26 protein-coding genes are annotated in these 25,965 nt (G+C 68.2%); 12 read left to right on the top strand and 14 right to left on the bottom strand.

Going from position 1 to position 25,965, the window contains the following annotated elements; translation table 11 throughout:
* Nucleotides 1-29: 29 nt before the first annotated feature.
* Nucleotides 30-401, top strand: coding sequence for a winged helix-turn-helix transcriptional regulator (locus AC3A6J_RS01300; RefSeq protein WP_487858085.1), 372 nt, complete (start codon nucleotides 30-32; stop codon nucleotides 399-401).
* 41 nt (nucleotides 402-442) lie between these two features.
* Entirely contained in the window at nucleotides 443-1,726 is a 1,284-nt protein-coding gene (locus AC3A6J_RS01295) for a cation:proton antiporter (protein WP_487858084.1), read from the top strand.
* Here the strand turns inward: AC3A6J_RS01295 and AC3A6J_RS01290 are convergent.
* Nucleotides 1,702-2,379 carry a winged helix-turn-helix domain-containing protein gene (locus AC3A6J_RS01290; protein WP_487858619.1) on the bottom strand — a complete coding sequence of 226 codons (678 nt, stop codon included), beginning with the start codon at nucleotides 2,377-2,379 and terminating at the stop codon, nucleotides 1,702-1,704. The genes AC3A6J_RS01295 and AC3A6J_RS01290 overlap by 25 nt on opposite strands.
* A 321-nt stretch (nucleotides 2,380-2,700) precedes the next feature.
* On the opposite strand from AC3A6J_RS01290, the gene AC3A6J_RS01285 reads away from it, so the two are divergent.
* The 4 genes from AC3A6J_RS01285 to AC3A6J_RS01270 are packed head-to-tail and all read left to right on the top strand — an operon-like array spanning nucleotide 2,701 to nucleotide 7,462.
* On the top strand, nucleotides 2,701-4,257 hold the full coding sequence (locus tag AC3A6J_RS01285) for a glycosyltransferase (protein ID WP_487858083.1): 1,557 nt from the start codon (nucleotides 2,701-2,703) through the stop codon (nucleotides 4,255-4,257).
* On the top strand, nucleotides 4,250-4,951 hold the full coding sequence (locus tag AC3A6J_RS01280; protein WP_487858082.1) for a hypothetical protein: 702 nt from the start codon (nucleotides 4,250-4,252) through the stop codon (nucleotides 4,949-4,951). The genes AC3A6J_RS01285 and AC3A6J_RS01280 overlap by 8 nt, the downstream gene beginning before the upstream one ends.
* The gene (locus AC3A6J_RS01275; protein ID WP_487858081.1) at nucleotides 4,948-5,991 is read left to right on the top strand and encodes a glycosyltransferase family 2 protein; all 1,044 of its coding nucleotides are present in this window, start codon (nucleotides 4,948-4,950) and stop codon (nucleotides 5,989-5,991) included. The genes AC3A6J_RS01280 and AC3A6J_RS01275 overlap by 4 nt, the downstream gene beginning before the upstream one ends.
* Nucleotides 5,992-6,049: 58 nt before the next feature.
* Complete coding sequence (locus tag AC3A6J_RS01270; protein WP_487858080.1) at nucleotides 6,050-7,462, top strand: polysaccharide pyruvyl transferase family protein; 1,413 nt, start codon at nucleotides 6,050-6,052, stop codon at nucleotides 7,460-7,462.
* A 49-nt stretch (nucleotides 7,463-7,511) separates the two neighbouring features.
* Here AC3A6J_RS01270 and mog read toward each other — a convergent pair whose 3' ends face one another.
* Together mog and yjgA are read right to left on the bottom strand one after the other, a co-directional pair.
* Complete coding sequence (mog, locus tag AC3A6J_RS01265; RefSeq protein ID WP_487858079.1) at nucleotides 7,512-8,102, bottom strand: molybdopterin adenylyltransferase; 591 nt, start codon at nucleotides 8,100-8,102, stop codon at nucleotides 7,512-7,514.
* 121 nt (nucleotides 8,103-8,223) lie between these two features.
* Nucleotides 8,224-8,880, bottom strand: coding sequence for a ribosome biogenesis factor YjgA (gene yjgA, locus AC3A6J_RS01260; RefSeq protein WP_487858078.1), 657 nt, complete (start codon nucleotides 8,878-8,880; stop codon nucleotides 8,224-8,226).
* Nucleotides 8,881-8,976: 96 nt separating this feature from the next.
* Here yjgA and pmbA point away from each other — a divergent pair, with 96 nt between their 5' ends.
* The 5 genes from pmbA (at nucleotide 8,977) to AC3A6J_RS01235 (ending at nucleotide 14,517) form a co-directional block, all read left to right on the top strand.
* On the top strand, nucleotides 8,977-10,347 hold the full coding sequence (gene pmbA, locus AC3A6J_RS01255) for a metalloprotease PmbA (protein WP_487858077.1): 1,371 nt from the start codon (nucleotides 8,977-8,979) through the stop codon (nucleotides 10,345-10,347).
* A 95-nt stretch (nucleotides 10,348-10,442) separates the two neighbouring features.
* Nucleotides 10,443-11,267, top strand: coding sequence for an SDR family oxidoreductase (locus AC3A6J_RS01250; protein WP_487858076.1), 825 nt, complete (start codon nucleotides 10,443-10,445; stop codon nucleotides 11,265-11,267).
* A gap of 3 nt (nucleotides 11,268-11,270) precedes the next feature.
* Nucleotides 11,271-12,599: a flavin-containing monooxygenase gene (locus AC3A6J_RS01245; protein ID WP_487858075.1), complete on the top strand. Its 1,329-nt coding sequence runs from the start codon at nucleotides 11,271-11,273 to the stop codon at nucleotides 12,597-12,599.
* Nucleotides 12,600-12,613: 14 nt separating this feature from the next.
* The gene (locus AC3A6J_RS01240; protein ID WP_487858074.1) at nucleotides 12,614-13,516 is read left to right on the top strand and encodes a bile acid:sodium symporter family protein; all 903 of its coding nucleotides are present in this window, start codon (nucleotides 12,614-12,616) and stop codon (nucleotides 13,514-13,516) included.
* Nucleotides 13,513-14,517 carry an SDR family oxidoreductase gene (locus AC3A6J_RS01235; RefSeq protein ID WP_487858073.1) on the top strand — a complete coding sequence of 335 codons (1,005 nt, stop codon included), beginning with the start codon at nucleotides 13,513-13,515 and terminating at the stop codon, nucleotides 14,515-14,517. The genes AC3A6J_RS01240 and AC3A6J_RS01235 overlap by 4 nt, the downstream gene beginning before the upstream one ends.
* Here the strand turns inward: AC3A6J_RS01235 and AC3A6J_RS01230 are convergent.
* Nucleotides 14,504-15,409 (bottom strand): LysR family transcriptional regulator, encoded by a 906-nt coding sequence (locus tag AC3A6J_RS01230; RefSeq protein WP_487858072.1) that lies wholly within the window; start codon nucleotides 15,407-15,409, stop codon nucleotides 14,504-14,506. The genes AC3A6J_RS01235 and AC3A6J_RS01230 overlap by 14 nt on opposite strands.
* Before the next feature lie 101 nt (nucleotides 15,410-15,510).
* On the opposite strand from AC3A6J_RS01230, the gene AC3A6J_RS01225 reads away from it, so the two are divergent.
* Nucleotides 15,511-16,269, top strand: a complete 759-nt coding sequence (locus tag AC3A6J_RS01225) for a sulfite exporter TauE/SafE family protein (protein WP_487858071.1) — start codon at nucleotides 15,511-15,513, stop codon at nucleotides 16,267-16,269.
* 13 nt (nucleotides 16,270-16,282) lie between these two features.
* Here AC3A6J_RS01225 and AC3A6J_RS01220 read toward each other — a convergent pair whose 3' ends face one another.
* The 10 genes from AC3A6J_RS01220 to nirD all read right to left on the bottom strand — a co-directional run bounded on the left by AC3A6J_RS01220 (nucleotide 16,283) and on the right by nirD (nucleotide 25,957).
* Nucleotides 16,283-16,756 carry an NUDIX domain-containing protein gene (locus tag AC3A6J_RS01220; RefSeq protein ID WP_487858070.1) on the bottom strand — a complete coding sequence of 158 codons (474 nt, stop codon included), beginning with the start codon at nucleotides 16,754-16,756 and terminating at the stop codon, nucleotides 16,283-16,285.
* 2 nt (nucleotides 16,757-16,758) lie between these two features.
* Nucleotides 16,759-17,208 carry a GatB/YqeY domain-containing protein gene (locus AC3A6J_RS01215; protein WP_487858069.1) on the bottom strand — a complete coding sequence of 150 codons (450 nt, stop codon included), beginning with the start codon at nucleotides 17,206-17,208 and terminating at the stop codon, nucleotides 16,759-16,761.
* Between the two features lie 120 nt (nucleotides 17,209-17,328).
* A complete protein-coding gene (gene rpsU / locus AC3A6J_RS01210) occupies nucleotides 17,329-17,541 on the bottom strand; it encodes a 30S ribosomal protein S21 (protein WP_068628364.1) in 213 nt (70 codons plus the stop codon).
* A gap of 109 nt (nucleotides 17,542-17,650) precedes the next feature.
* Complete coding sequence (locus AC3A6J_RS01205) at nucleotides 17,651-18,886, bottom strand: BaiN/RdsA family NAD(P)/FAD-dependent oxidoreductase (RefSeq protein ID WP_487858068.1); 1,236 nt, start codon at nucleotides 18,884-18,886, stop codon at nucleotides 17,651-17,653.
* Between the two features lie 5 nt (nucleotides 18,887-18,891).
* A complete protein-coding gene (locus AC3A6J_RS01200; RefSeq protein WP_487858618.1) occupies nucleotides 18,892-19,677 on the bottom strand; it encodes a YaeF family permuted papain-like enzyme in 786 nt (261 codons plus the stop codon).
* Entirely contained in the window at nucleotides 19,674-20,798 is a 1,125-nt protein-coding gene (locus AC3A6J_RS01195) for a sterol desaturase family protein (RefSeq protein WP_487858067.1), read from the bottom strand. The genes AC3A6J_RS01200 and AC3A6J_RS01195 overlap by 4 nt, the downstream gene beginning before the upstream one ends.
* A 100-nt stretch (nucleotides 20,799-20,898) precedes the next feature.
* Nucleotides 20,899-21,714, bottom strand: coding sequence for a uroporphyrinogen-III C-methyltransferase (gene cobA, locus AC3A6J_RS01190; protein ID WP_487858066.1), 816 nt, complete (start codon nucleotides 21,712-21,714; stop codon nucleotides 20,899-20,901).
* A complete protein-coding gene (gene ybiB, locus AC3A6J_RS01185; RefSeq protein WP_487858065.1) occupies nucleotides 21,711-22,616 on the bottom strand; it encodes a DNA-binding protein YbiB in 906 nt (301 codons plus the stop codon). The genes cobA and ybiB overlap by 4 nt, the downstream gene beginning before the upstream one ends.
* Nucleotides 22,617-22,663: 47 nt before the next feature.
* On the bottom strand, nucleotides 22,664-25,462 hold the full coding sequence (locus AC3A6J_RS01180; protein ID WP_487858064.1) for a nitrate reductase: 2,799 nt from the start codon (nucleotides 25,460-25,462) through the stop codon (nucleotides 22,664-22,666).
* Between the two features lie 75 nt (nucleotides 25,463-25,537).
* Nucleotides 25,538-25,957 (bottom strand): nitrite reductase small subunit NirD, encoded by a 420-nt coding sequence (gene nirD / locus AC3A6J_RS01175; RefSeq protein WP_487858063.1) that lies wholly within the window; start codon nucleotides 25,955-25,957, stop codon nucleotides 25,538-25,540.
* Nucleotides 25,958-25,965 lie beyond the last annotated feature (8 nt).

The raw sequence follows: 25,965 nt of genomic DNA, 5'->3' as shown, positions 1-25,965 counted from the left end.
TAGCGCAAGAAGGCCTTGAGCCGCACCCGATGGAAGCCACCCGCATGGAAGACGCAGGAACGACGCCGAACGAGCAGGCCGCCCCGCCGGCATCGCGCCGGCCGGTGATGCGGCTGCTCGAGCAGCTGGGCCGCAAGGGCACGCTGCGCGTCCTCTGGGAGTTGCGCGACGGTCTGCCGCAGAGCTTCAGGGCCTTGCGCGCGAGCACGGACTACATGTCGCCGTCGGTTCTCAACGACCGGCTCAAGGAGCTGCGTGCGGGCGGAATCGTGGCGCTGGCCGATGCGGGCTACGTGCTCACCGCATCGGGCGTCGAGCTGGTCAAGCGGCTGAAGCCGCTCAACCAGTGGGCCGACCGCTGGTTCGATGCGCCGGTGCCGGACGATCGCGCGCCGCCCTAAGATTGCGGGCCCCAACGCTGCCCACCGCCTGCGCCCCTGCCATGTCCGCCACCTCCCTGCTGCTCCAACTGATCGTCATCCTCGGCACCGCGCGCGCTTGCGGCTGGGTGCTGCGCCACGTCGGCCAGCCCAGCGTGGTCGGCGAGATGGCGGCGGGGCTGATGCTCGGGCCCGCGGTCATGGGGGCGCTGTTTCCCGATCTGCACGCGCAGCTTTTCTCGAAGAGCCACCTCGATGGCCTCTCGTCGCTCTCGACCGTGGGCCTGGTGCTGTTCATGTTCGTGGTCGGTCTCGAGCTGCGTTCGACCGGCGGGGTGCGCGCGCAGCTCAAGGCCGCGGGCTATGTCGGGGCGCTCAGCGTCGCGGTGCCGATGGTGCTGGGCATTGCGATCGCGCCGGTATTGCATCCGGCGCTGGCACCGGTGGGCACGGGCTTCTGGCCGTTCGCGCTGTTCATGGCGGCGGCGCTGTCGATCACCGCCTTTCCGGTGATGGCGCGCATCCTCAAGGACCGCGGGCTCACGCGCACGCCATTCGGCCAGCTGTCGCTGGGCGCGGCGGCCGTGGTCGACGTGTTCGCGTGGATCCTGCTGGCGCTCGTGGTGGCCATGGCGGGCGCGGGCGAGGGCTACATCGGCCTCGTCAAGATCACGGCAGGCGTAGCCGTGCTGCTGGCGGTGCTGTTCCTCGGCATCAAGCCGGCCTACGCGTGGCTGCTGCGCAGGCGCGCGCCCGACGGCGAGCCCTCGATCACCGAGATGGCTTCGCTCATGATCGGCCTCTTGGCCTGCGCGCTCGCGACCGAATGGCTGCACCTGCATGCGGTGTTCGGCGCTTTCCTGTTCGGTGCCTGCCTGCCGCGCGACGACCGCCTGCTGCGCTCGCTCACCGAGCGCATCGAGCCGATCTCGATCGTGGTGCTGATGCCGCTGTTCTTCGCGCTCGCGGGGCTCGGCACCACGGCCGATGCGTTCTCGGGTGCGAGCGTCGGCGCCATGCTGCTGATCGTCGCGGTCGCCACCATCGGCAAGCTCGCGGGCGGTGCCATCGGCGCGCGCATGGCCGGCTATGGCTGGCGCGACAGCCTGGCCACCGGTTCGCTGATGAATGCGCGCGGGCTGATGGAGCTCATCGTGATGAAGATCGGGCTGGACGCCGGCCTGATCGGCCCCGAGCTCTTCACCATGCTGCTGGTGATGGCGCTCGCCACCACCGCGATGACGGGTCCGCTGATCAACCTGGTGATGGGTCGTGCGAAGCCGGCGGCCGCTGCGACGGCGGCTGCCGCTGCTGCTGCGGTTCAGGAGCGGTCTTCGAGCACGTAGCCCTGGCCGCGCACGGTGTGCAGCAGCTTGCGCGCGAACGGCTCGTCGACCTTGCTGCGCAGCCTGCGGATGGCGACCTCGATCGCGTTGGTGGTGTCGCTGTCGAGCTTGCCGTCCCAGACCTGCTCGGCCAGGTGTGCGCGTGACAGCACTTGCCCCCGGGCGCGCAGCAGCACCGCGAGCAGCGCGAATTCCTGGCCGGTCAGATCGATGCGCGCTCGGCTGCGTGTGCAGGTGCGGCTGGCTTCGTCAAGTTCCAGGTCCGCGAGTTGGAGCACCTCGGCCACCGGCATCTGCCCGCCGCGCTGAAGCAGCGCCTGCACGCAGGCGAGAAGTTCGGCATCGGCGAAGGGCTTCACGAGGTAGTCGTCGGCCCCGAATTGCAGGCCCAGGACGCGGTCTTGGACACGGTCGCGCTCTGTCAGCACCAGCACCGGCACGTTGCTGCGCTTGCGTATGGCGCGCAGCATCGAAACACCCTCCACTGCCAGCGGCGGCATGTCCAGCAGGATCAGCGCGTGGCGCCCACCAGTTGCGACGGCGCGGCCCTCGACGTCGTAGCGTGCCATCTCGACTGTGTGTCCGTTCTCTTCCAGCGCGTTCTTCAGCGATTTGCCACGTTGGGCGCCGCTCTCAATGACCATGATCCGCATCGAAAGATCGTAGCCCATGGCCGCGCAACGCGGACGGCGCATCGGGTGCGAAGAAGGACGGGATGCTTACGCGTCCAGCAGGGCGGCCGCGCTGCGTTCGCCTGCGGCTGAAGGCGCTGGGCGTATCGAGAGAAGCGCCGGCGAATGGCTGGCAGATTAAATAATATTCAATTCCATGCCAAATTTGACAATTAATATGGTTTTGATTTGATGCATGAATAAGGTTATTTTACTTAAATCTTGGGTCATCTCTTTTCAATATTGCTATTTGTATTGGCATACACTGGCAAGCGACGGACGTCGAGGCGCACAAGGGAAGACATGAAATCGAGTAATGAAATAATACCCATCAATTCGATACTTCATAAAAGACAAAAAAGCTCTCAGGGGGCTCAAGTTCGGGAGGCAGTTCTTCAGCGGGAAATTGCCTATCTGCTTCAGGAGCATGAAATCTTTCGTGCCCAGGTGGAAGCACTCGGTGACGCGGTCGAGGCGGAAAAAGCCAGGTATCGAAGTTTGCTGCACGAGGTTGCTTACCGCGAGCACGTCATCTCCGTCATCTATGCATCGCGATCCTGGCAAAGCACCCGGCTGTTGCGGCGTGTCGCGAACATTGTCAGAAAATGCATGGGCAAGCGCGTCGGCGATCCGCCAAGCTTCACACCGATCGGCCAAGCGTCGAGCGACATCCCGGCGCAGCTACTGACCCGCGATGCGAACTCACCACTGGCACGGTCAAGATCCAGGGTGCACCGAAGAATTCTGGTCGCCTCGGATTTTCTGCCGTTGCACGACCAGCAATCCGGCGGGCTCCGTCTGAAAACGTTGATTGGTCTGATGGGTGAGGCCGGCTGGTCGGTGACCTTCGCGTCGATGGCAGAGATTACCGATTTGCCGGGCATCCTTGGAACGCATGAGGGGCGCCAACGCTACGAAAATGTGCTCAGCGGCGTTGGCGTGGACAGGTTTCTTTACGGCGCCCAGGAGATCGATGCCTATCTGGCCGAGATGGGGCGTGATCTCGACTGGGCCTTTCTTTCCTTCCCGGCGACGGCCGAGCAACTGATGCCGCTGGTTCGCAGTCGCTGCCCATTGGCACGCATCGCTTACGACATGGTGGACTTCCACGGTCTTCGCATGGCACGCGAAGCGGCTCTGCTGGGCGACACCGACCTGCTCCGGCGGGCCGACCATCAGCGCGATATCGAACTGGCGTGCGCAAAGGCGGCTGACGTGACCTTGGCCATCAATGAAGAAGAGAAGGGCACGTTGCTCTCGATGGTGCCTCAGGCGGTTGTGGAGGTCATTCCCAACGTGTTCGAAATGCCTTCAGGCGCCGCGCCGCCCGTCGATGGGCGCGACGGCTTGCTGTTTGTTGGGGGCTTTTGGCACAAGCCCAATGGGGATGCGATCTGCTGGTTCGTCGAAAAGATATGGCCGTTGATTCGCCGCGAAAAGCCCGGCGCCGTTCTGCGCATCGTGGGAAGCAACCCGACCGATGAGGTGCTGGCGCTGGGGGCGCAACCGGGAATCGAGGTGCTCGGCTTCGTTCCCGACCTTGCCCCCCTCATCGACAGGAGTCGCGTCTCGGTTGCGCCGTTGCGGTATGGAGCGGGCTCGAAGGGGAAGGTCGGACAGGCTCTTGCACACGGGCTGCCTGTGGTCGCCACGCAGGTTGGTGCAGAAGGCATGTTCCTGCAGGACGGTGTTCACGCGCTCGTAGCTGACGACGAGCAGGCATTGGCGGCCCACGTGGTTCGGCTGCTCACGGACAACGCACTGTGGACCCGGCTCTCGATCAACGGACGCAGGCACATGCAGAGTTCATTCTCGACCGAGGTGGTGAAGAGACAATTGCTGGAGGCGCTCGATGGCTAAGGTTCTCGTGGCCGGTGTCTACATGGCGGCCAAGCCGAATTCCGCAGCGCACGTCATCCACGAACTGGCCGGCAGCACCGACCACCAAGTCTCCCAGCGGTGGATCGCGTTGGCACCGGGGGGAAAAGGCAGCTTCGACCTGCCGTGCACGTGGAAGGTAGTGACAGAAGTCACCCCGAAGTTTTCACTTCTGGATGAGCTGACCGAAGACGCGGTCGACTTTGATTGGGTGCTGCTTTGCGATGATGACATCGAGCTCGGCCCTGGCTTCCTGGACTCGCTGATCCATCTGTCGGACAAGCACGATTTTGCGGTCTCCCAGCCAGCCAGGACCTCTGACAGCTTCATCGATCACCCCATTGTCCAGGTGATTCCCGGCATTGCCGCGAGACAGACCCGCTTCGTCGAGATCGGTCCCGTGGTTTGTCTTCGCAAGGACGCATGCCAATTGCTCCTTCCGTTCGGTACGGAGGCTGGAATGGGTTGGGGGCTTGACTTCGTCTGGCCCGTCGAGCTGGAAAAGCATGGCTTGCGCATGGGCATCGTGGACGCGGCGCCGGTTGCGCATCGGCTCCGGGCGCAAGCCGTTTCCTACAACTGCTTGGCAGCGCACCTGAGCATGGCGGATCTGCTGGCGCGGAACGTTCACCTTGCGAGGGACGATGCCTTCACCGTGATTGAAGCCTATCCATGACAGTCGAAATCAGTGCACTCCTGACAACCCGCAACCGGGCGCACCTGCTGCCGATGGTCCTGGCGGCCCTGGAGCGCCAGACGATCGACTCGCATCGCTTCGAGGTGATTGCCATTGATGACGGCTCGACCGATGCGACGCCTGCCGTATTGGCCTCATGGAACGACCGACTGCCGATGCGCATCGTGCGACTCAATCACGCCGGGCTCTCGGCAGCCAAAAATCTTGGCGTGTTCATGGCGCGGGCCCCCGTGGTGGTTTTTCTGGATGACGACGATGTTGCCGATCCGGAGCTTCTGGCCGCGCACCTGTCTGCGCACATCGCGAACCCGGACCGCGCCATCGCCATACTGGGCAAGACGCAATTGGCGCCGGAAGTGGCGAGCTCACCGCTGATGCACTACGTGACCGAGGTGGGTTGTCAGCTGTTCAGCTATGGGTGGATGAAGCCAGGGCAGTTGCTAAGCCACCGGGAGTTCTGGGGAGGACGCAGTTCGTGCAAGCGCGAGTTGCTGGTCAGGAACGGTGTGTTCCGGCCTGAATTCCGCTTCGGCTGCGAAGACATCGAACTTGGATGGCGGCTGGCCGGGCAGGGGCTGCGCGTGATCTATGAGCCCCGAGCGCTGACGACAATGATTCGTGCGATCGATTTCGACCAGTTCTGCGAACGCTCGTACCGCCAGGGGCTGTCGCAGCGTGTGTTTGCCAGCTTTCACGATGACCCTGCTGTGCGCGCCTACTGCGAGATCGATGTGGCATTGAAAGCGTGGGGTAATGAGCGTACCAGGTACACCGCGCATCTGCGCTGGACACGCCAACTCGAGCATCTGATGGCAACGCGCACAGAGGGTGGAATGCCGACCCAGCCAGTGCTGAGAGAAACGCTGGACCGCGCCTACGGGGAGGCATTCTTCCTGTCCCGTGCCAAGGGCATTGCCGACATGGAGCGGCGAATGCGCTATCGCCAGCCGGCTCGACCGTCGACGGGCCGTCGGTCACTGTTCGAGTTCGGGCTATCGAACGAATCGGCGCCGGCTTGAGCTGCTCGCTCCTGGTTGCGGTGGCTCGTCCCCTGCCGAGGCATCCTGGATCTATTTCTTGAAGAATCTCCGAGAAACTTCCCAGGCCTTGGCAACGCTTCGCCGCGATGTCCAGGCGTACCTCGAACAGTTCCGCGGAAAGCGCGTGCTGTTCTTGCCGAACCCCGGGAACGGCGGGGACTCTCTGATATCTGCAGCAACGATGCAGGCTTTCGCGCGTGCGGGCGTCGATTGCACGGTCATCGAGGTCGACGCTGAGGTGCAGGGCGAGATTGTCTTCCTGGGCGGGGGCGGCAACCTCATCCCTTTGTATGGCGATATTCGAACGGCCTTCCAGCGATTTCTCGGGCGGGCTCGGAAGCTCGTGCTGTTGCCGCACACCGTTCGGGGCAACGAGGAACTGCTCCGTGAGTTGGACGGCAACTGCATCTTGTTCGTTCGCGACCGGGAGAGCCTCCTGCACGTACAGCGGGTCAACTCCGCCGTCGATGTCCGCCTTGCGCATGACATGGCGTTCCACCTGGATGCGAAGGCCTTCCTCGAGGACCAGTCCCTCATCAGCCCCGGTTCGGCGCTGTTGCAAACCAAACTCGCAAGCGTTGGGCACTCCTTGGACGCCCTGCATGCATGGCCGAGCGTCGATATGTTGCGATTGGATCAGGAGTCCACCTCCGACGCCCCGGAGTCCGATGTCGACATCTCTGACCTGTTCATGCTGGGGGTCGGGCCGCATGAGGGTCCGCTGGCCGCCTGGTGCTTTCTAAGGTCGATCGCCGGCGCGCGCCATATCAATACCGATCGTCTTCATGTCGGGATCGGCAGTGCGCTGCTCGGGGTGCCATGCACTCTGCGCGACAACTCCTATGGCAAGAACGCCGCGGTGTTTCGGCAAAGTCTGCAGGGCTTTTCGAACCTCCGGTTCATCGCGCGGCGACCGGAAAAAGCATCGCATGCGCGGTCACTCGCGCGGGCCGATGAGCTGGCTGCGCAACTCGAGGCGAGGCAAGGTGAGCTCTCTCGCATGGCGGCGGCGCTCTCTGATGCGTATCTTGACAACAAGCGATTTCGTGCCGAGCTCGCAGAATGCGGGTGCCGAAGCAAAACGGCACGCGCAGCGCTCCTTGCCGCGGAGCGGAACATCGCCGCACTCGAACTGGAGCGCGAGCTGTCGCGACAGGTACACGCGGAGCTCCTTGCCCGATGCGAGACCTTGGTCTCTGCCATCGCCACCTTGCGCGCCCTGGTCGCGCGCAGCGATTCTGTGCAGGCTGAAGCCGCCCGACTCAGGGAGATGCACGGAAGGCTCGCTTTGGACCATGCCCGTCAGGACGAAGCGCTCAGCGCCGCAGTCAATGAGCTGGCCTCGCTGCGATCGAACCTGTTGGCGCAGGAAGAGCGCATCAGCGAACAGCTGGCGTCATGGTCGTGGTGGGTCACCCAGCCGCTGCGTTGGATTCGCCGCAAGCCATGAGCGCCGAGTGCAACAGCGAACGCCTCCGTCGGTGCCGACCCACTGGGTGTCAGCGCCCCGGCCGGACCGCCGACTTCGGCCGGAAGGCCTTGCAGACCGCGTCGTCGGTCTCGAGGTAGGGCCCGCCGATCAGGTCGATGCAGTAGGGCACGGCCGCGAAGATGCCGGGCACGGCCTGCGTGCCGTCGGGGTTCTTCAGCCCCTCGAGCGTCTCGGCGATCGATTTCGGCTGGCCGGGCAGGTTGATGATCAGGCTCTGGTCGCGGATCACCGCCACCTGGCGCGAGAGGATCGCGGTCGGCACGAAGCGCAGGCTGATTTGGCGCATCTGCTCGCCGAAGCCCGGCATTTCCTTGTGCGCGACGGCGAGCGTGGCCTCGGGCGTCACGTCGCGCGGCGCGGGGCCGGTGCCGCCGGTGGTGAGCACCAGCGCGCAGCCGGCATCGACCAGTTCAACCAGCGTGGCGCTGATGAGCGCCGCCTCGTCGGGGATCAGCCGGGCCTCGAAGGTGACGGGGTTCTTCAGCGCCCGGCCGAGCCAGTCCTTCAGCGCGGGCAGCCCCTTGTCTTCGTAGGTGCCGCTCGAGGCGCGGTCGCTGACCGAGACGATGCCGATGCGAACGGGGTCGAGTGCGTTCATGGTTTTGCTCCTTCCCCTTCCGGGGGAAGGTTGGGATGGGGACGCGCAGAGCGCCCGGTGCATGCGCCGCGTGCCCCCACCCCGGCCCTCCCCCGGAAGGGGAGGGAGAAAAACAATGCGTTCATGCGTCTTCCTCCCGGTCTTGCGCGGCCGCTGCCGCGGCGTGGTCGTCACCGCCATGCACCGCGAGCTGCGCGCGCACCAGCTGGAAGATCTCGCGGTAGGCCTTGCCCTGGCGCGGCGCTTCGCCGGGCGGGCCGGCCTTCAGGTCTTTGCGTGCCTGGCGCACCAGCGCACGCAACTGCTGCGAATCGGTGGCCGGGTGGGTTTCGATCCAGCCGCCCAGCGCGTCGTCGTCGGCAATGAGCCGATCGCGCCAGCGCTCGGCCTCGTGCAGCGCGGCCGCCTCGGCCGCGGGCACGCTGTTCTGCTCCTGCAAGGCCGAGCGGACCGCCTCGAGCACCTCGGGTTCGAGGCCGCGCATCAGCTTGCCGATGAACTGCATCTGCCGCCGCTTGCCTTCGAAGTTGGTGATGCGCTTGGCATCGGCGATCGCGTCGACCAGCTTGTCGCCCAGCGGCAGCGCGTCGAACAGCCCGGCGCGCAGGCCGAGCAGCTCTTCGCCGAGCTTCTGGAGTTCGGCGCTTTCGCGCTTGAGATCGGTTCGGCTCGCCTCGTCGGTGCCCTTGAGCTCGCGCTTGAGCTCCAGGTCGAGTTCGCTGCCCTCGGCGACGAACTGGCCGCGGACGAAATAGCCTTTTTTGGGTTTGCGGGACATGGGGTGGATTCTGGGCCGCGCCGGGCGGCGCTGCAACGCGCCTTGCAAAGGCGAGGGAAACGGAGGAATGGGGTGCGCAAGTATCATAGCCATCACATGACGACATCTTCTTCGCGCGCCGATTCCGGCTTCGCCTACAGCCGCTCCTTCTTCGAAAACCTGGTCGACACGGCCCTGGCGCATGCCAGGAAGCTCGGTGCGACCGACGCCGGCGCCGAGGCGTCCGAAGGCTGCGGCCTCAGCGTCTCGGTCCGCAAGGGCGAACTCGAGAACGTCGAGCGCAACCGCGACAAGTCGCTCGGCATCACGGTCTACGTGGGGCATCGCCGCGGCAATGCCAGCACGTCCGACTTCTCCGAGGCGGCCATCGCCCAGACCGTGCAGGCGGCCTACGACATCGCACGCTTCACGGCCGAAGACCCGGTCAGCGGCCTTCCCGACGAGGACGACATCGCCAAGGTGCATCCCGAACTCGACCTGTTCCATCCGTGGGAAGTGACCAGCGAGGAGGCCGCGCGGCTGGCGCTCGAATGCGAGGAGGCCGCGCTGTCGACCGACAGGCGCATCACCAACAGCGAGGGCGCGGGCGTCTCGGCGCAGCAGAGCCATTTCTTCAGTGCGCACACCCATGGCTTTCGCGGCGGCTATGCGAGTTCGCGGCATTCGATCTCGGTAGCGCCGATCGCGGGCAAGGGCGACGGCATGCAGCGCGACGCCTGGTACAGCTCGATGCGCTCGGCCGCGGAGCTCGCGAGCCCGCAGTCGGTGGGCCGCTATGCCGCCGAGCGGGCGCTGAGCCGCCTGAAGGCGCGCAAGATCAAGACCGTCGAATGCCCGGTGCTGTTTGAGTCGCCGCTCGCCGTGGGGCTGCTGGGCGGCCTGGTGCAGGCCGTCAGCGGCGGCGCGCTGTACCGCAAGAGCAGCTTCCTGCTCGATTCGCTCGGCAAGCCGGTGCTGCCCAAGCACGTGGACATTGCCGAAGACCCGCACATCCTGCGCGGCAAGGGCAGCTCGCCGTTCGACGACGAAGGCGTGGTGACGCGCGCGCGCAAGGTGGTCGACGCGGGCCGGCTCGAAGGCTATTTCCTCTCGACCTACTCGGCGCGCAAGCTCGGCATGAAGACCACCGGCAATGCCGGCGGCTCGCACAACCTGACGCTCAGCTCGCGCCTCACGCGGGCCGGCGACGACCTCGACGCCATGCTCGCCAAGCTCGGCACGGGCCTGTTCGTGATCGAGCTCATGGGCCAGGGCGTGAACTACGTGACCGGCGACTACTCGCGTGGCGCGAGCGGCTTCTGGGTCGAGAAGGGCCGCATCGCCTTTCCGGTGCAGGAGATCACGATCGCCGGCAACCTGCGTGACATGCTGATGGGCATCGAGGCCATCGGGGCCGACGCCTACACCTTCGGCGCCAAGACCACGGGCTCGATCCTGGTCAACCGCATGAAGGTGGCCGGCAGCTGACTGAGACGCTGCGAGCGCAAGGGGAAACGCGGGGGAGCGAATGCTTGCGCCCCGGCTAAAGTGGGCCGGTTTTTCCGACCGGAGCCACTGCCTCGATGTCCCTGCCGTTTCGCAATGTCGTCCTCACCGGCGCCTGTGGGGGACTCGGCCAGGCACTGGCCCGTGAACTGATCGGCGGTGGCGCGCGGGTGGCGCTGGTCGGCCTCGATGCCGCAAGGCTCGATGCACTCGTGGCGCTGGCGCCCGAGCGCTGTGTGGCTTACAGGCCCGACGTGTCGGACGCGCCCGCGATGCAGGCGATGGCGGCCGACTGGATGGCTCGCGGCGGCGTGCCCGATCTCGTGATCGCCAATGCCGGCGTCGCGGGCGGCTTCGACACCGCCGAGGCCGCGGACATCGCCGTGCTGCGCCGCATGCTCGAGATCAACCTGCTCGGCGCCGCCATCACCTTCCATCCTTTTGTGGCCGCCCTGCGTGCGCAGCGGCGCGGCGCGCTGGTCGGCGTTGCCAGCATCGCGGGCTGGCGCGGCATGCCCGGCAACGGCGCCTATTGCGCGAGCAAGGCGGGCCTGATCCGCTACCTCGAAAGCCTGCGCGCCGAACTGCGCGGCACCGGCGTCACGGTGCACACCGTGAGCCCCGGCTACATCCGTACGGCGCTCACCGCTGGCAACCGCTTCGCGATGCCGGGCCTGCTCGACGCCGACGTCGCCGCGCAGCAGTTGCTTGCGGGCGTGCGCGCGGGGCGCGAACGCATCGTGCTGCCAAGGCGCATCGGCTGGCTCTCGTCGCTGCTGAACCTGCTGCCCGACAGGCTGCAAGACCGGGTGCTGCTCGCGCAGCCGCGCAAGCCGCGTGTCGGCGAATCCGGCGCCACCGCCATTCCGGGCCTGGGCGAGCCGAAACCACCCGCCAACTAGCCGATGCCCGACGACATCCCCACCCACGAGAAAATCGCGCTGATCGGCGCCGGCCCGTCGGGCCTGGCGGCGGCGCGCAACCTGCAGAAGCACGGTGTACCGTTCCAGGGCTTCGAGGCGCACACCGACGTGGGCGGCCTCTGGGACATCGACAACCCGCGCTCCACCGTCTACGAATCGGCGCACCTGATCTCGAGCAAGACGACCACCGAGTTCGCGGAGTTTCCGATGGCCGAGACGGTGGCCGACTATCCGAGCCACCGCGAGCTGCGCCGCTACTTCAGCGACTTCGCCGACCATTTCGGCCTGCGGCCGCACTTCCGCTTCGGCACGCGCGTGGTCCGGGTCGCGCCGGTGAGCGCCGCGCCCGACACGCGCTGGCGCGTGAGCGTCGATGCCGGCGACGGACGCAGCGAGACCGCCGAATACAGGGGCGTGGTCATTGCCAACGGCACGCTCGCCGAGCCCAGGCGCCCGCAGTTCGAGGGCCGCTTCGACGGGGAGCTGCTGCACACCAGCGACTACAAGCACCCGCGCATCTTCCAGGGCAAGCGCGTGCTGATCGTCGGCGCGGGCAACTCGGGCTGCGACATCGCGGTCGATGCGGTGCACCATGCCGCGAGCGTCGACATCTCGGTGCGGCGCGGCTACTACTTCGTGCCCAAGTACGTGTTCGGAAAGCCCGCCGACACGCTCGGCGGCAAGCGCCCGCTGCCGCCATGGCTCAAGCAGAAGATCGATGCGACCGTGCTCAAGTGGTTCACGGGCGACCCGGTGCGCTTCGGCTTCCCCAAGCCCGACTACAAGATGTACGAGTCGCACCCGATCGTGAACTCGCTGATCCTCTACCACGCGGGCCACGGCGACATCGGTGTGCGGGCCGACGTGGCGCGGCTCGACGGACGCACCGTGCATTTCAAGGATGGCAGCGCGCGCGACTACGACCTGGTGCTGGCCGCCACCGGCTATGCGCTGCACTACCCGTTCATCGACCGCGAACTGCTCGACTGGCAGGGCATGGCGCCGCGGCTCCACCTGAACATCTTCTCGCCGCGCTTCGAGACCCTCGCGGTGCTCGGCATGATCGAGGCGAGCGGCATCGGCTGGCAGGGGCGCTACGAGCAGGCCGAACTGGTGGCGCGCTACCTTCGCGCCGCCGCCGCGGGCGCACCTGCGGCCGCAGCGCTGCGCCGGGCGGTGCAGGGCCCGCCGCCGGACCTGTCGGGCGGTTTCAAGTACCTGCAGCTCGAGCGCATGGCGTATTACGTGCACAAGGACACCTACCGCGCAGCGGTGCGCAGCGCGTCTGCGGCGCTGGCCGATCCATCCTGAGCGAGATCGCCCCTATGCTCCCCGTCGACGAAATCAGGCTCAACTTCAATCCCGCGTCGCTGGTGGCGCTCAACGTGGTGCTGGGCTTCCTGATGTTCGGCATTGCGCTGGACACGCGCATCGACGACTTCCGCCGCGTGGCGCGCATGCCGGGCGCCATGGCGGTGGGCATCGGGGCGCAGTTCATCGTGTTGCCGGCCGTGACCTTCGCGCTCACGCTCGCCCTGAGCCCGGGGCCGAGCGTCGCGCTGGGCATGATCCTGGTGGCCTGCTGTCCGCCGGGCAACATCTCGCAGATCCTCACCCATCGCGCGGGCGGCAACGTGGCGCTGTCGGTGTCGATGACGGCCATTTCCAATGCGCTCTCCATCGTGCTGATGCCGCTGAACTTCGCGTTCTGGGGCGGGCTGCATCCGACCGCGTCGGCGCTGCTCAAGTCGATTGCGCTCGATCCGCTCGACATGCTGGGCCATATCGTGATGATCATCGGCATCCCGTTCGTGCTGGGGGTTGCCTGCGCGCACCGGCTGCCGCGGCTCACCGCGCGCATCAAGAAGCCCGCGCGCATCCTGAGCTTCGCGGCGCTGGTGGCGTTCATCATCGGCGCGATCGCGGGCAACTGGCGCTACTTCCTCGACTACGTGGGCCTGGTGCTCGTGGCCGTGGTGATCCACGATGCGCTCGCCTTCGGCACCGGCTATCTCTGTGCGCGCCTCTCGGGCCTGGCCGACTACGACCGCCGCGCCGTGGCCATCGAGGTGGGCATTCGCAACGCGGGGCTCGGGCTGGTGCTGATCTTCAGCTTCTTCGGCGGCCTCGGCGGCATGGCCGTGGTAGCCGGCGTGTGGGGCTTCTGGGACATCATCGCGGGCCTGGCGCTCGCGAGCTGGTGGGGGCGCAGGCCCGCGCGGCCATGAGCTCGGCAAGCGGCGTGAGTGGCGTGACGGCGCGGCGCGTGCTCGTCACGGGCGCCGACGGGTTCCTGGGGCGCGGTGTCGTGTCCGCGCTGTCGGCGCAGGCGCTCGACGAGATCGTGGCGCTCGACGTGCGCGACGTGCCTCGTGAACGGCGGCTGCCTGGTGTGGTCTATCGCCGGCAGGACGTGCGCGAGAGCGGCATCGCCGAGACCATCGCAGAGTACGCCATCGACACCGTGGTGCACCTGGCATCGATCGTCACGCCTGGCCTGGGCTCGAACCGCGCCTTCGAACATTCGGTGGACGTGGGCGGCACGCGCAACGTGCTCGAGGCCTGCATGGCCGCGGGCGTTCGGCACCTCGTGGTGTCGTCGAGCGGTGCTGCCTACGGCTACCACGCCGACAACCCGGCGTGGATCACCGAGGAGCAGCCGCTGCGTGGCAACGTGGTCTTCGCCTATGCCGACCACAAGCGGCAGGTCGAGGAGATGCTCGCCGAACATCGCGCGCGGCATCCCGCGCTGGCGCAGACGGTGCTGCGCATCGGCACCATCCTCGGCGAAGGCGTCGACAACCAGATCACCGCCCTGTTCGAGAAGAAGCGGCTCATCGCCATCCGCGGCAGCGCAAGCCCGTTCGTCTTCGTGTGGGACGAGGACGTGACCGGCGCCATCGCGCACGCACTGGCTGGCGCGCCGCCCGGCTGCTACAACCTCGCCGGCGACGGCGCGCTCACCCTCCACGAGATCGCGGCGCGCCTGGGCAAGAAGACCGTCGACTGGCCCGCAGGCGTGCTCAAGGCGGCGCTGGCGGTCGGCTCCGCGCTCGGCGTGAGCCGCTACGGGCCGGAGCAGCTCGACTTTCTGCGCTACCGCCCCGTGCTGCTGAACACCGCATTGAAAGCGCGCTTCGGCTACCTGCCGCGCAAGACCAGCAGCGAAGCCTTCGATGCGTTCGTCGCGGCGCGCGCGCGGCAGGGGCGGCCGGTCACCTTGCGCTAGCCTCCGGCGCAGGCGCCACCAGGTGCTCGAGCATGCGCCGCGCATTGAGCGGCAGTTCATGCGACGAGCGCACGCACGCCATCAGCGTGCGCTCGGCCCACGGATCGCCGAGTGCGGCCAGCGCGATCTTCATCGAGCGGGCGCAGCGCTCGGCTGCGGTCTGCGGCACGATGCCCACGCCGATGCCATGCGACACCATCCGGCACACCGCCTCGAAGTTGCCCACGCGCACGCGGTAGGCGAGATGGCGGCCGAGCGCACGCGCGTGCTGCGTCAGCAGCTGCTGCAGCGCGCTGTCGGCAGGCAGGCCGACGAATTCGCTGTCGACCGCTTCGGCCAGCATCACGCGGCGGCGCCGGGCCAGTGCATGGCCGCGCGGCAGCACCAGCACGAGGTCGTCGCGGCGGAACGGATGGCATTCGAGGCCCTCGGTGTCGACGGCGTCCGAGACGATGCCGATATCGCAGCGCCCGCCGCGCAGCGCGTCGGCGGTCTCGGGGCTCGGGCGCTCCTCGAGGTCGACCGAAATGCGCGGATGCTGGATGAGAAAGCGGCTCAGCACCTCCGGCAGGTGCTCGGTCAGCGCCGAGGTGCCGCACATGAAGCGCACGTGCCCCTTGAGGCCCTGGCCGTACTCGCCGAGTTCGCCGCGCAGCCGCTCCATCTGCTGCAGCACGACGCGCGCATGGTGCGCGAGCGTGCGGCCGGCCTCGGTGGGGCGCACACCCTGCGCATGGCGCGTGAGCAGCGGGCTGCCGAGCGCGTCTTCCATGCCGCGCACGCGCTGGCTGGCCGAGGCGAGCGTCATGTGCGAGCGCGCCGCGCCGGCCGTGAGGCTGCCGGCCTCCACCACATGGAGAAAGAGCCGCAGGTCGGTGAGATCGAATCGCATGGTGGGGCGCAAGGTAGCACGGGTGCCTCAGTTTCTGCCTGAGGCCGGCTGCGCGAGCGCCGCATTCCCATGCGCCGTGCGCGCCGGCAGACTCCACCGCCATGACGACGATCCCGAATGAACTGGCAGGCCATGGGTGGGCGGCCGCCGCGGTCTTTTTGCTGGCCGGCGTGGTCAAGGGCGTGATCGGGCTCGGCCTGCCGACGGTGTCGATGGCGCTGCTTGCGCTCTGGATGCCGCCGGTGCGCGCGGCGGCGCTGCTGATCGCGCCGTCGTTGGTCACCAATCTCTGGCAGCTCGGTCCGCGCACCACCTTCTGGCCGGTGCTGCGCCGCATCGGCGGCCTGCAGGCGGGCATCGTGGCGGGCAGCCTGGGCGGCGCGCTGTGGCTCGGCGTGCCCGCGGGCACCTGGGCCTCGGTGGCGCTCGGGGTGGCACTGGTCGCGTATGGCCTGTGGGGCCTGGCGGGCCGGCAGCTGCACGTGCCGGCGGCGCACGAGCGCTGGCTCGGACCTGTCGTGGGGGCGGCGACGGGGCTGGTGACGGCGGCGACCGGCGTGTTCGTGGTGCCGGCCGTGCCCTACCTGCAGGCGCTGGGCCTGCAGCGGGATGCGCTGATCCAGGCGATGGGCATCTCGTTCACCACCTCGACCGTGGTGCTCGCGATCGGGCTCGCGGGCAACGGGGGCTATCCGGTGGCGGCGGCGGGCGGCTCACTCGCGATGCTGGTGCCGGCCCTGGGCGGCATGGCGCTCGGCACCTGGGTGCGCAAGCGGCTGCCGGTGGTGGTGTTCCGGCGCGGCTTCCTCGGCGGGCTGGCGCTGCTGGGCTTCTACATGGTGGTCCGCGCGCTGGCCTGACGCGCGGCATGCGTCAGGCGGTGGTCAGGGCCGCGCGGACGCGCTCGATGGTCTGTCGGTAGGGTGGCGTGAAGTGGTCGATGTCGTCGCTGGCCGCCAGCCAGCTGAAGGCGAAGACGAGGCCGTCTTCCTCGGGGCTGCCCATCGCCACATGGTCGAAGGTTTCGGGCAGCGGGCCGTCGGCGCGCATCAGGAACAGGTGCCAGAGCTGCGCGTGGCGCAGCGTGTTTCCCTCGATGCCGGCCTCGCAGTCGCGCTGCAGCGTGCCGAGCGGCTCCAGGGCGCCGAGATGGTCGATGCCCGATTCCTCGAGCAGTTCGCGCCGCGCGGCAATCTCGGGCGATTCGCCGGGCTCGATGGTGCCCTTGGGCAGCTGCATGTTGCCGTCGCCGGGGTGGCGGAACACCAGCAGCCGCCCACCGGCGTCCACCAGGCAGGCGCAGGCCTTCAGCACGACCTTGTCCGAGTCGGCGCAGCTGCCGTGCATGCTCAGGCGCCCGCGAGGGCGGCCTTGACCGCCGCGCTCACCTGGCCCATGTCGGCCTTGCCGGCGAGGCGGGTCTTGACCGCGCCCATCACCTTGCCCATGTCGCCCGGGCCCTTGGCGCCCAGCTCGGCCACGATGGCCTTCACTTCGGCGGCCACTTCGTCGGCGCTCATGCGTTGCGGCAGGTAGACCTCGAGCACCTTGATCTCGGCGGCTTCCTTGTCGGCCAGGTCAGTGCGTCCGCCGGTGGTGAACGCGGCGATCGAGTCCTTACGCTGCTTGACCATCTTGTCGACGATGGCGACGACCATGGCGTCGTCGAGCTCGACGCGCTCGTCGACTTCCTTCTGCTTCAGCGCCGACAGCAGCAGGCGGATGGTGCCGAGGCGCTCCGAATCCTTGGCGCGCATCGCGGTCTTCATGTCTTCGGTGATCTGTTCCTTGAGCGTCATGCGAGAGATCCTTTGGCAAAAAAACAAAAGCCGCGGCAGGTTTCCCTGGCGCGGCTGCGGCAACTGTGCGTTGGCGGTGACGGTGTCGCTGGCCAACGGTCCGGGTTGCCCCGGCGTTGCTTAGAACAGCTTCTTGGGCAGCTGCATGCTGCGCACGCGCTTGTAGTGGCGCTTGACTGCCGCTGCCTTCTTGCGCTTGCGCTCGGCCGTCGGCTTCTCGTAGAACTCGCGGGCACGCAGGTCGGTCAGCAGGCCGAGCTTTTCGATGGTGCGCTTGAAGCGGCGCAGGGCGACGTCGAAAGGCTCGTTTTCTTTAACGCGGATGGTGGTCATTGATGAATCGTTGAACTGAATTTGGCCTGGGGAGATCGAGGCCCCGGGCCGGGGTTCCTCAACTGAAAGTATGTGCGGCCGTTGAGGGAAGGCCAAAGTTAGCCCGCGATTATAACGCGGTTGCGCACGCATGTGCACTCGCCCAGGCCCACTGGAAGTTGTACCCGCCCAACCAGCCCGTCACATCGACCACTTCGCCGATGAAATAGAGCCCAGGCTGCGTCGATTCCATGGTCTGGGACGAGAGATCCCGGGTGTCGACCCCGCCGGCCGTGACCTCGGCCTTCTTGTAGCCCTCGGTGCCGCTCGGAACGATCTGCCAGCGCGCGATGCGCTCGGCCAGCGTGGCCAGCGCCTTGTCGGCGGCTTCGTTGACTGGGCGCTGCAGGGCAGGGTCCTGGCCGACCCAGGCGTCTGCCAGCCGCGATGGCACCAGCGCGGCCAGTTCGTTGGCGATGCGCTTCTTCGAGGACCGGCGCTTGGCCTCGCCCAGCGCCTCGGCCACGTCCACGCCGGGCGCGAAATCGAACGTGAGCGGGGCACCCGGCTTCCAGTAGCTCGAGATCTGCAGCACCGCCGGGCCCGACAGGCCGCGGTGGGTGAACAGCAGGTCTTCGAGGAAGGCGATCTTTTCCTTCTTCGTCCCGGTTTCGATGCGCACCGGCAGCGCCAGCCCCGCCAGTTCGGCATAAGGCGCCCAGGCGTCGCCGCCGAAGGTCAGCGGCACCAGCGCCGGGCGCGGGGTGACCACGCGCAGCCCGAACTGTGCCGCCAGCCGGTAGCCGAAGTCGCTCGCGCCGATCTGCGGAATCGACAGGCCGCCGGTGGCGACCACCAGCCGGGGCGTCTCGATCGGCCCCTTGCTGCTATCGATCCGGTAGCAGCCCGGCGCGGCGGGGTCGTCGCTGGCGGGCGTGAACCCGATGTTCCCGAGCTTGCACGGCTGCCAGCGCGTGACCTGGCCTGCCTCGCACTCCGCAAGCAGCATGTCGACGATCTGCTGCGACGAGCCGTCGCAGAACAGCTGCCCCTTGTGCTTCTCGTGGAAGGCGATGCCGTGCTTCTGCACCAGCTCGATGAACTGCTGCGGTGCATAGCGCGACAGTGCCGAGCGGCAGAAATTGGGGTTCTCGCCGATGAAGTGGCGCTGCGGCGCACGCACGTCGAGGTCGCGATTGGTGAAGTTGGCGCGGCCGCCGCCCGAGATGCGGATCTTCTCGCCGACTTTCTCGCTGTGGTCCACCAGCAGCACCTTCAGTCCGCGCTGGCCTGCAACGCCGGCGCAGAAGAGGCCGGCCGCACCGGCGCCGACCACCACGACATCGAATCGGGAAGGCGTGCTCAAACCGGTCAGGGCCCGTCGGCCGCCAGCAGCGGCGGCGGGTTGTACTTGAGGTGGCCCACGTAGCGCAGCGGCTGCGTGGCCGCGATGGAGGGCACGTCGCCCTCGCGCATGTGCAGCAGGTCGGCGGGGCTGACCCAGCGCGGATCGGCCTCGGTGACCGGCACGCCGGCCTGCCGATAGGCCTCGAGCACGAACTGCGAGCAGAAGAACTGGTCGTCGCGGCTCGCGCCCAACTGCACCATCGCCATGCCGCTGATGCAGTAGTGGCTCACGGCGGACGGGATCAGCGGCAGTTCGCAGAGCCTCCGGTTCAGCACGAAAGGCGCGTTCAGCAGCACGCCGGCGGTGTTGTAGCGCGTGCCCACCTGCGCATTGGCCCAGGTGCGGATCTTCTCGACGTCGGCCGCCTGCAGCCCCGGCACGCGGAACGCGACGACCATCTGTTCCTCGTCGATCACGTCGGCGAGCCGGCGCGCGCGCACGCCGCTGCCGACCGCCTCGGCAATCAGCCCGTCGCCGAGGTACAGCACCGCATGGCTCACGGGCGAGAAGGTGCCGAGCCGGATGCCGAACGAGTTGACCGTGGCGATGGAGGTCAGCAGGATGTCGCCGGCCTGCAATGCATCGGCCGCGACGAGTTCACCGCCGTTGCCCGGCGCGATGACCGAGCTCTGCACGCGCAGGCGCAGGCCGGCGTCCTTCGACGGCAGCTCGATGCGGCTGGCGCAGGCCGACAGCAGCAGCATCGCGGCGGCAGCCCCGGCGGCCGCGAGAAAGGCGCGCCGCATCATCCTTTCCACGTGAACGGGAACTTCAGCTGCCTGAAGAAGCCGTTGGGCACGTAGTCGCCGAGCACGCCGTACTTCTCGGGCCAGAGCTTGGTGCTCTTGACCGCGGTGCCGAACAGGTGGTCGAGGAAGGCGTAGTGCGCCGCGTAGTTCTTGTCGAGCGCTTCCACGTCCTGGCTGTGGTGCCAGTGGTGGAAGTTGGGCGTGACGATCACATAGCGCAGAGGGCCGAGCCGCACGCTCACGTTGCAGTGGTTGAACACCGCCTGGAAGCCCACCACGACGATGTAGGCGTCGATCACTTCCTTCGAGAAGCCGAGCACGTAGATCGGCGCGAGCACCAGCGTGCGCGTGATCAGCAGCTCGAGGATGTGCTGGCGCGAGCCGGCCATCCAGTCCATGCTCTTCACGCTGTGGTGCACCGCATGCAGGCGCCAGAGCACCGGCACCTCGTGGTAGGCGCGGTGCGTCCAGTACTGCACCAGGTCGGCCACCAAAACGATCAGCAGCAGCCCCGCCCAGAAGGGCAGGCCGCCGACCCAGCCGCGGATGCCGTCGTAGGCGGCCCAGCCGAAGAACTTGTGCACCATCAGGTTGGTGGCCAGCAGCACGAAGCCCACGATCATGTGGTTGACCACGAAATGGTGGAAGTCGGTCTGCCATTCGGCGCGGAACACCGGCTGGTCCTTGCGCAGCGCGAAGAGCTTCTCGATGAAGATGAAGATCAGCGCCGAACCCAGCAGGTCGAGGATGAACCAGTCGAGCCCGATGTACGGCGTGTTGTCCGCGAAGTCGTGCACCGGCACCTTGTGGCCGCCCAGCAACGCCGCCGCGACCACCAGCAGGAAGGCCGCCGACGAGAGCCAGCGCGAACGGTTGAAGATGATGTTGACGAGCGCCAGCCCGCCCGACACGACCAGGGCCACGAGCAGCACGATGCGCATCAGGTCCACGTCGTAGCTCTTGCGCAGCTCGGGCGTCGTGAGGTACTGCGGAAAGTGGAAGGCCAGCACGCCGAGAAAGCAGAGGATGCCGAGCGCGAGCGCAATGGTGCCCGTGACGAGACCGCGGCCGGGGCGCAGTTCGCCGTGGCTTTCGGTGAATTCGTTGAGTCTTTCGAGCATTTCCGCCCCAGTCGTGCTGTGTTTTTGTGGAGCGCGATTCTAGGCGGGCGTAGGAAAAATCTCACGCGCCCGGAGCGCGGGCGCGATGCGCAGCGCGGTTTCAGGTGCCGAAGCGGCCCGCGTCGGTACCCGCGGGCAGCACGGCGGCCGCCAGCCCCTGCAACACGTCGCCGACCACGATGACCGCCGGACTCGCGAGTCCGGCTTCGGCGATGCCGGCCTGCAGCCGGCCCAGCGTGGTGACGGTGTGGCGCTGCTGCGGCAGGCTCGCATGCTGCACCACCGCCACCGGCGTGTCGGCCGGCAGCCCGTGCAGCAGCTCGCGTTCGATGTGGGCCGCGCCCGCCACGCCCATGTAGATCACGAGCGTGAGCCGGGCGCTGTGCGCCGTGGCGGCGAGTGCGCGCCAGTCGGTGGCGTCTTCGTGCGCGCTGGCGCCGGTCTTGGCATGGCCGGTGACGAACACCACGCCCTGGGCATGGTCGCGGTGCGTCAGCGGCACGCCGAGTGAGGTCACGGCGGCCAGGCCCGCGGTGACACCGTTGACCACCGTGCATTCGATGCCCGCCGCGCGCAGGTGCTCGACCTCCTCGCCGCCGCGCCCGAAGATGAACGGGTCGCCGCCCTTGAGGCGGACCACCGTTTCGCCCTCCTGCACCGCGGTGACCATCAGGCGCTCGATGAAGGCCTGCGGCGTGCTCTTGCAGCCGCCGCGCTTGCCGACGTGCACGATGCGTGCGCCGGGCCGCGCATAGGCGGCGAGGATGCCCTCGTTCACGAGGTCGTCCACCAGCAGCACGGTCGCGGCCTGGATCGCCTTGATGGCCTTGAGCGTCAGCAGCTCGGGGTCGCCGGGACCGGCGCCCACCAGCGTGCAGCTTCCGGGGGCAGAGGAGGAACGGGAGGTGGTGGTCATGCGTGGGATGCCAGTTGGATGATGTGTCCGACCTGCGCGGCGATCGCGTCCGGCACGGGAAGTTCGCCCTGGAGGACCCGGCGCGTGTAGTCGGCCGTGGTCGCGACGTCGATTTCCTTCGGCAGGCCCGGCACCTCGCTCGCGGTGCCGCTGGCCTGCGCCTGCAGTTCGCTGCGCACGCCGCGCACGAAGCCGTCGATCTGCGCCGTGCGCCGTGGGTCGGACACTACTTCGCCCTCGAGACCGCGCGAGAGCAGGGCGGTGGTTCCCATGAGCTCGAAGGTCTCGCCCATGGTGCGCGCATATTCGGGATGGGTGTAGCTCGCCACGACCACGGCCGGGCCGGTGGTCGGCTGCATCAGCTTGACCACGCTGTGGCCCGGGTTGCGCAGGCCCACGACGCGGCGCACGTCGAGCAGCCGCTTGAGCGCGGGATTGAGCAGTTCGGTCGGTGCGAAGGCCACCTCGCCCGAAGGGATCGCGCGGACCGCCGGGAGCTCCGGCACGCCGAGCGCCTGCAGCACGTTCGACGCCAGCACGCGCGTGGTTTCGCTGGCGCTGCCGTGCACCAGCACCGGGAGGCCTTCGCGCGCGAGCAACAAGGCGAGCAGCGGCGTGAGCACCGGCAGCTTGCGCGCGCCGTTGTAGCTGGGCAGCACGACGAGCGGCCGCTCGCCGGCGGGCACATGCGCAAGCCGCGCGTGGGTGGCGTCGAGGAAACCGGCCATCTCCTCGGGCGTCTCGCCCTTGATGCGCATGGCCAGGCAGAAGCCGCCGATTTCGAGGTCGGTGACCGCGCCGTCCAGCACCTGGCCGAACAGGTCCGCGGCCTGCTCGCGCGAGAGCGGCCTGGCGCCGCGCGCGCCGCGGCCGATTTCCTTGATGTAGTGACTGATTCCCATGGGTGCGCCGATTGTCCTGCAATGCTTATGCCGGAATGCGGGTCGGCTTATGCCCCCGCGACCAGGTCGGCCGTGGACGTGGCGCGCACCATGCGCTGGAGCTCCGGGATGCACGAGCCGCAGTTTGTGCCGCATTTCAGTGCGCCTTGCAGCGCGGCGAGCCGCTCGCCGGGCGTGCCGCTGCAGCGGCCCAGTTCGGCCTGGATCGCCAGGTCGGTCACGTTGAAGCAGGTGCAGACGGGCTTGCCGCGCGACTGCAACGCCACCGGCGCGCGCGCGCCCGGCGACAGCAGCAGCCGGCCGTAGCTCTGCGCCGGCATCTCCTCGCGCAGCAGCGTGCCGATCCAGGCCTCGGCGCTGGTGTCGCCGCCGAGCAGGAAGGCCTCGAGCCCGGCGTTGCCGTCGGCGCGCCGCACCAGCCGTGCCACGCGGCGCTGGCCGCGGCGCCGGTCGGCGTAGCGCAGCACGTCGCCGTCGCCCAGGCCAAGCAGGCCTTCGAGGCGATCGATCAGCGCGTCTTCCGGCGCGTCGTGGGCGGCCGCGCGAAACAGCACGCCGCTGCGTTCCTCGCCGGCGGCGCTGCCCGCGAACGGCACGCAGGCCGCGAACGGGAACAGCGCCATCAGCGGCTTGAGCGCCGTGTGCGCGGCGAGCGCCGCATCGGGTGGCAGCCAGGCCATGGCGAGCAGCGCCCAGGGCAGCTCGGCCTTCAAGATCTTCACCGGCGTGTGCTTGAGTTCCGGCTGCTTCGAGGTCGGGCAGAAGGCCGGGCTCGTCAGCGCGTTGATGCCGGCGAGCCGCGTGCCCGTCGACGAACAGCCGCTCAGGTATTCCTCGCCCCAGTGCATGCCGACGAAGGCCTGGCTCAGGCCGATCTCCGCGCTGGCGCGCGCGGGCAGCAGGATCGAGCCGCGCTTCGAGGTCAGGTGCACGAGGTCGCCGTCGCGAATGAGCCGGCGTGCCATGTCCTGCGCGTTCATCTGCACCACGGGCTCGGCCACGTGGCCGAACAGCCGCCCGACCGTGCCGGTGCGGCTCATGCCGTGCCACTGGTCGCGCAGGCGCCCGGTGTTGAGCGAGAACGGGTAGCGCGCCTCGCGCGCCTCGGCCACGGGCTTGTAGACGGTGTCGACGAAGCGCGCGCGGCCGTCGGGCGTGGGGAACACGCCGTCCTCGTAGAGGCGCGCGCGGCCCGTGGCCTCGCCTTCCTTCAGCGGCCACTGCTGCGGGCCCGCGGTGTCGAGCATCGCGTAGCTCAGGCCGGTGATGTCGAGGTCGCGCCCGCGCGTCGATTCGCGGTGCTCGTTCCAGACCTGTTCGGCCGTGCCGTACGCAAACAGCGTGGGCCCGGTGCGGCCCAGGCGTGCTTCGAGCCGCCGCGCGAAGTCGACCGCGATCGACCAGTCGTGGCGTGCCTCGCCGGGCGCCGGCACCGCGGGGCGCACGCGCGAGATGCGGCGCTCGCTGTTGGTCACGGTGCCTTCCTTCTCGCCCCAGGTGGTCGCAGGCAGCAGCAGGTCGGCGAAGGCGCAGGTGGCGGTGGTCGAGAAGGCTTCCTGCACCACCACGAACTCCGCGCGCTCGAGTGCGCGGCGCACGGTCGCCTGGTCGGGCATCGACTGCGCGGGGTTGGTGCAGGCGATCCAAAGCGCGCGGATCTCGCCGTCGGCCGCGGCCTGGAACATCTCGACCGCAGTCTTGCCGGGCTTCTCGGGCACCGACGGCACTTGCCACAGCGCCGCCACCTCGGCGCGGTGCGCGGGATCGGCCAGATCGCGGTGCGCGCTCAGCAGGTTGGCGAGCCCGCCCACTTCGCGCCCGCCCATCGCGTTGGGTTGCCCGGTGAGCGAGAACGGGCCGGCGCCGGGCTTGCCGATCTGGCCGGTCGCAAGATGCAGGTTGATCAGCGCCGCGTTCTTCGCGGTGCCGCTCGACGACTGGTTGAGGCCCTGGCAATAGAGGCTCAAGGTGGCGGGCGAGGTCGCGAAGAGTCGCGCCGCCGCGAGCAGGTCGTCCTTCGTGATGCCGCAGACCTGCGCGACCTTGTCGGGCGTGCATTCGCGCACCGTGGCCTTCAGCGCGTCGAAGCCATTCGTGTGCGCGGCAATGTAGGCGGCATCGGTCCAGCCCTCCCACAGCATCAGGTGCAGCATGCCGTTGAACAGCATCACGTCGGTGCCGGGCTGCAGCGGCAGGAACAGGTCGGCGATCTCCACCGTGTCGGTGCGGCGCGGATCGGCCACGATGATCTTCAGCGCCGGATTCGCGGCCTTCGCGTCCTCGATGCGGCGGAACAGCACCGGATGCGCCCAGGCCGCATTGCTGCCCACGATGAAGAGGCACTGCGCATGCTTCAGGTCGTCGTAGCAGGCGGGCGGCGCGTCGGCGCCCAGCGTCTGCTTGTAGCCGGCCACCGCGCTGCTCATGCACAGGCGCGAATTGGTGTCGATGTTGTTGGTGCCGACGAGGCCCTTGGCGAGCTTGTTGAAGACGTAGTAGTCCTCGGTGAGCAGCTGGCCCGAGACGTAGAAGCCGACCGCATCGGGGCCATGGTCGCGGACGATCTGCGCGAACCTGTCGGCCGCGCCGTCGAGCGCGGTGTCCCAGGCCACCGGCGCCGGATCGCCCCCGCGCGCCGCGCGCTGCATCGGCTGCAGAAGCCGGGTCTGGCGCGTGACCGCGGCGCTGGCGGTGAGGTGCAGCGTCGAGCCCTTGGTGCACAGGCGGCCGAAGTTGGCCGGGTGGTCGGGGTCGCCCCGCACGCCGGTGATCTGCGCGCCATCGGATTCGATGACCACGCCGCAGCCCACGCCGCAATAGGGGCAGGTGGATCGTGTCTCCCGCATCACTCCCTCTCCCTCTGGGAGAGGGTGGGGGTGAGGGCCGGCGGCGCCGACGGTGTGCACGCTGCTGCCCTCACCCTAGCCCTCTCCCAGCGGGAGAGGGGACAAGACGGCAAACGGCTTTGGGCCGGCGACCGGGCGCGGCAGGTCGATGGCGTGGCTGGACAACTCGCCCCCATCGAGGTGCACCACGCCATCCTCCACCTTCACCGCGAACTTCGGCGTGCAGCCCTCGTCGGGCGACTTCGCGCAGCCGTCGTCGAGCCCGATGGCCCAGTTGTGCAGCGGGCAGGCCACGCTCGTGCCGAAGACAATGCCCTGGCTCAGCGGGCCGCCCTTGTGCGGGCAGCGGTCGAGCAGGGCGAAGACCTGGTCCTCGGCGTTGCGGAACACTGCCACGTCGACGCCCACCGGGCGCGCCACCCGGCGTGCGCCGAGCCTCGGTATGTCGTCCACGCGGCAGATCGCCTGCCATTCGATGCGGATGTTGTCGTTCATCGTGCTGT

Source organism: Variovorax sp. Soil_C_39, from assembly GCF_057656815.1.
This window is presented reverse-complemented; position numbering and strand designations above follow the sequence as displayed.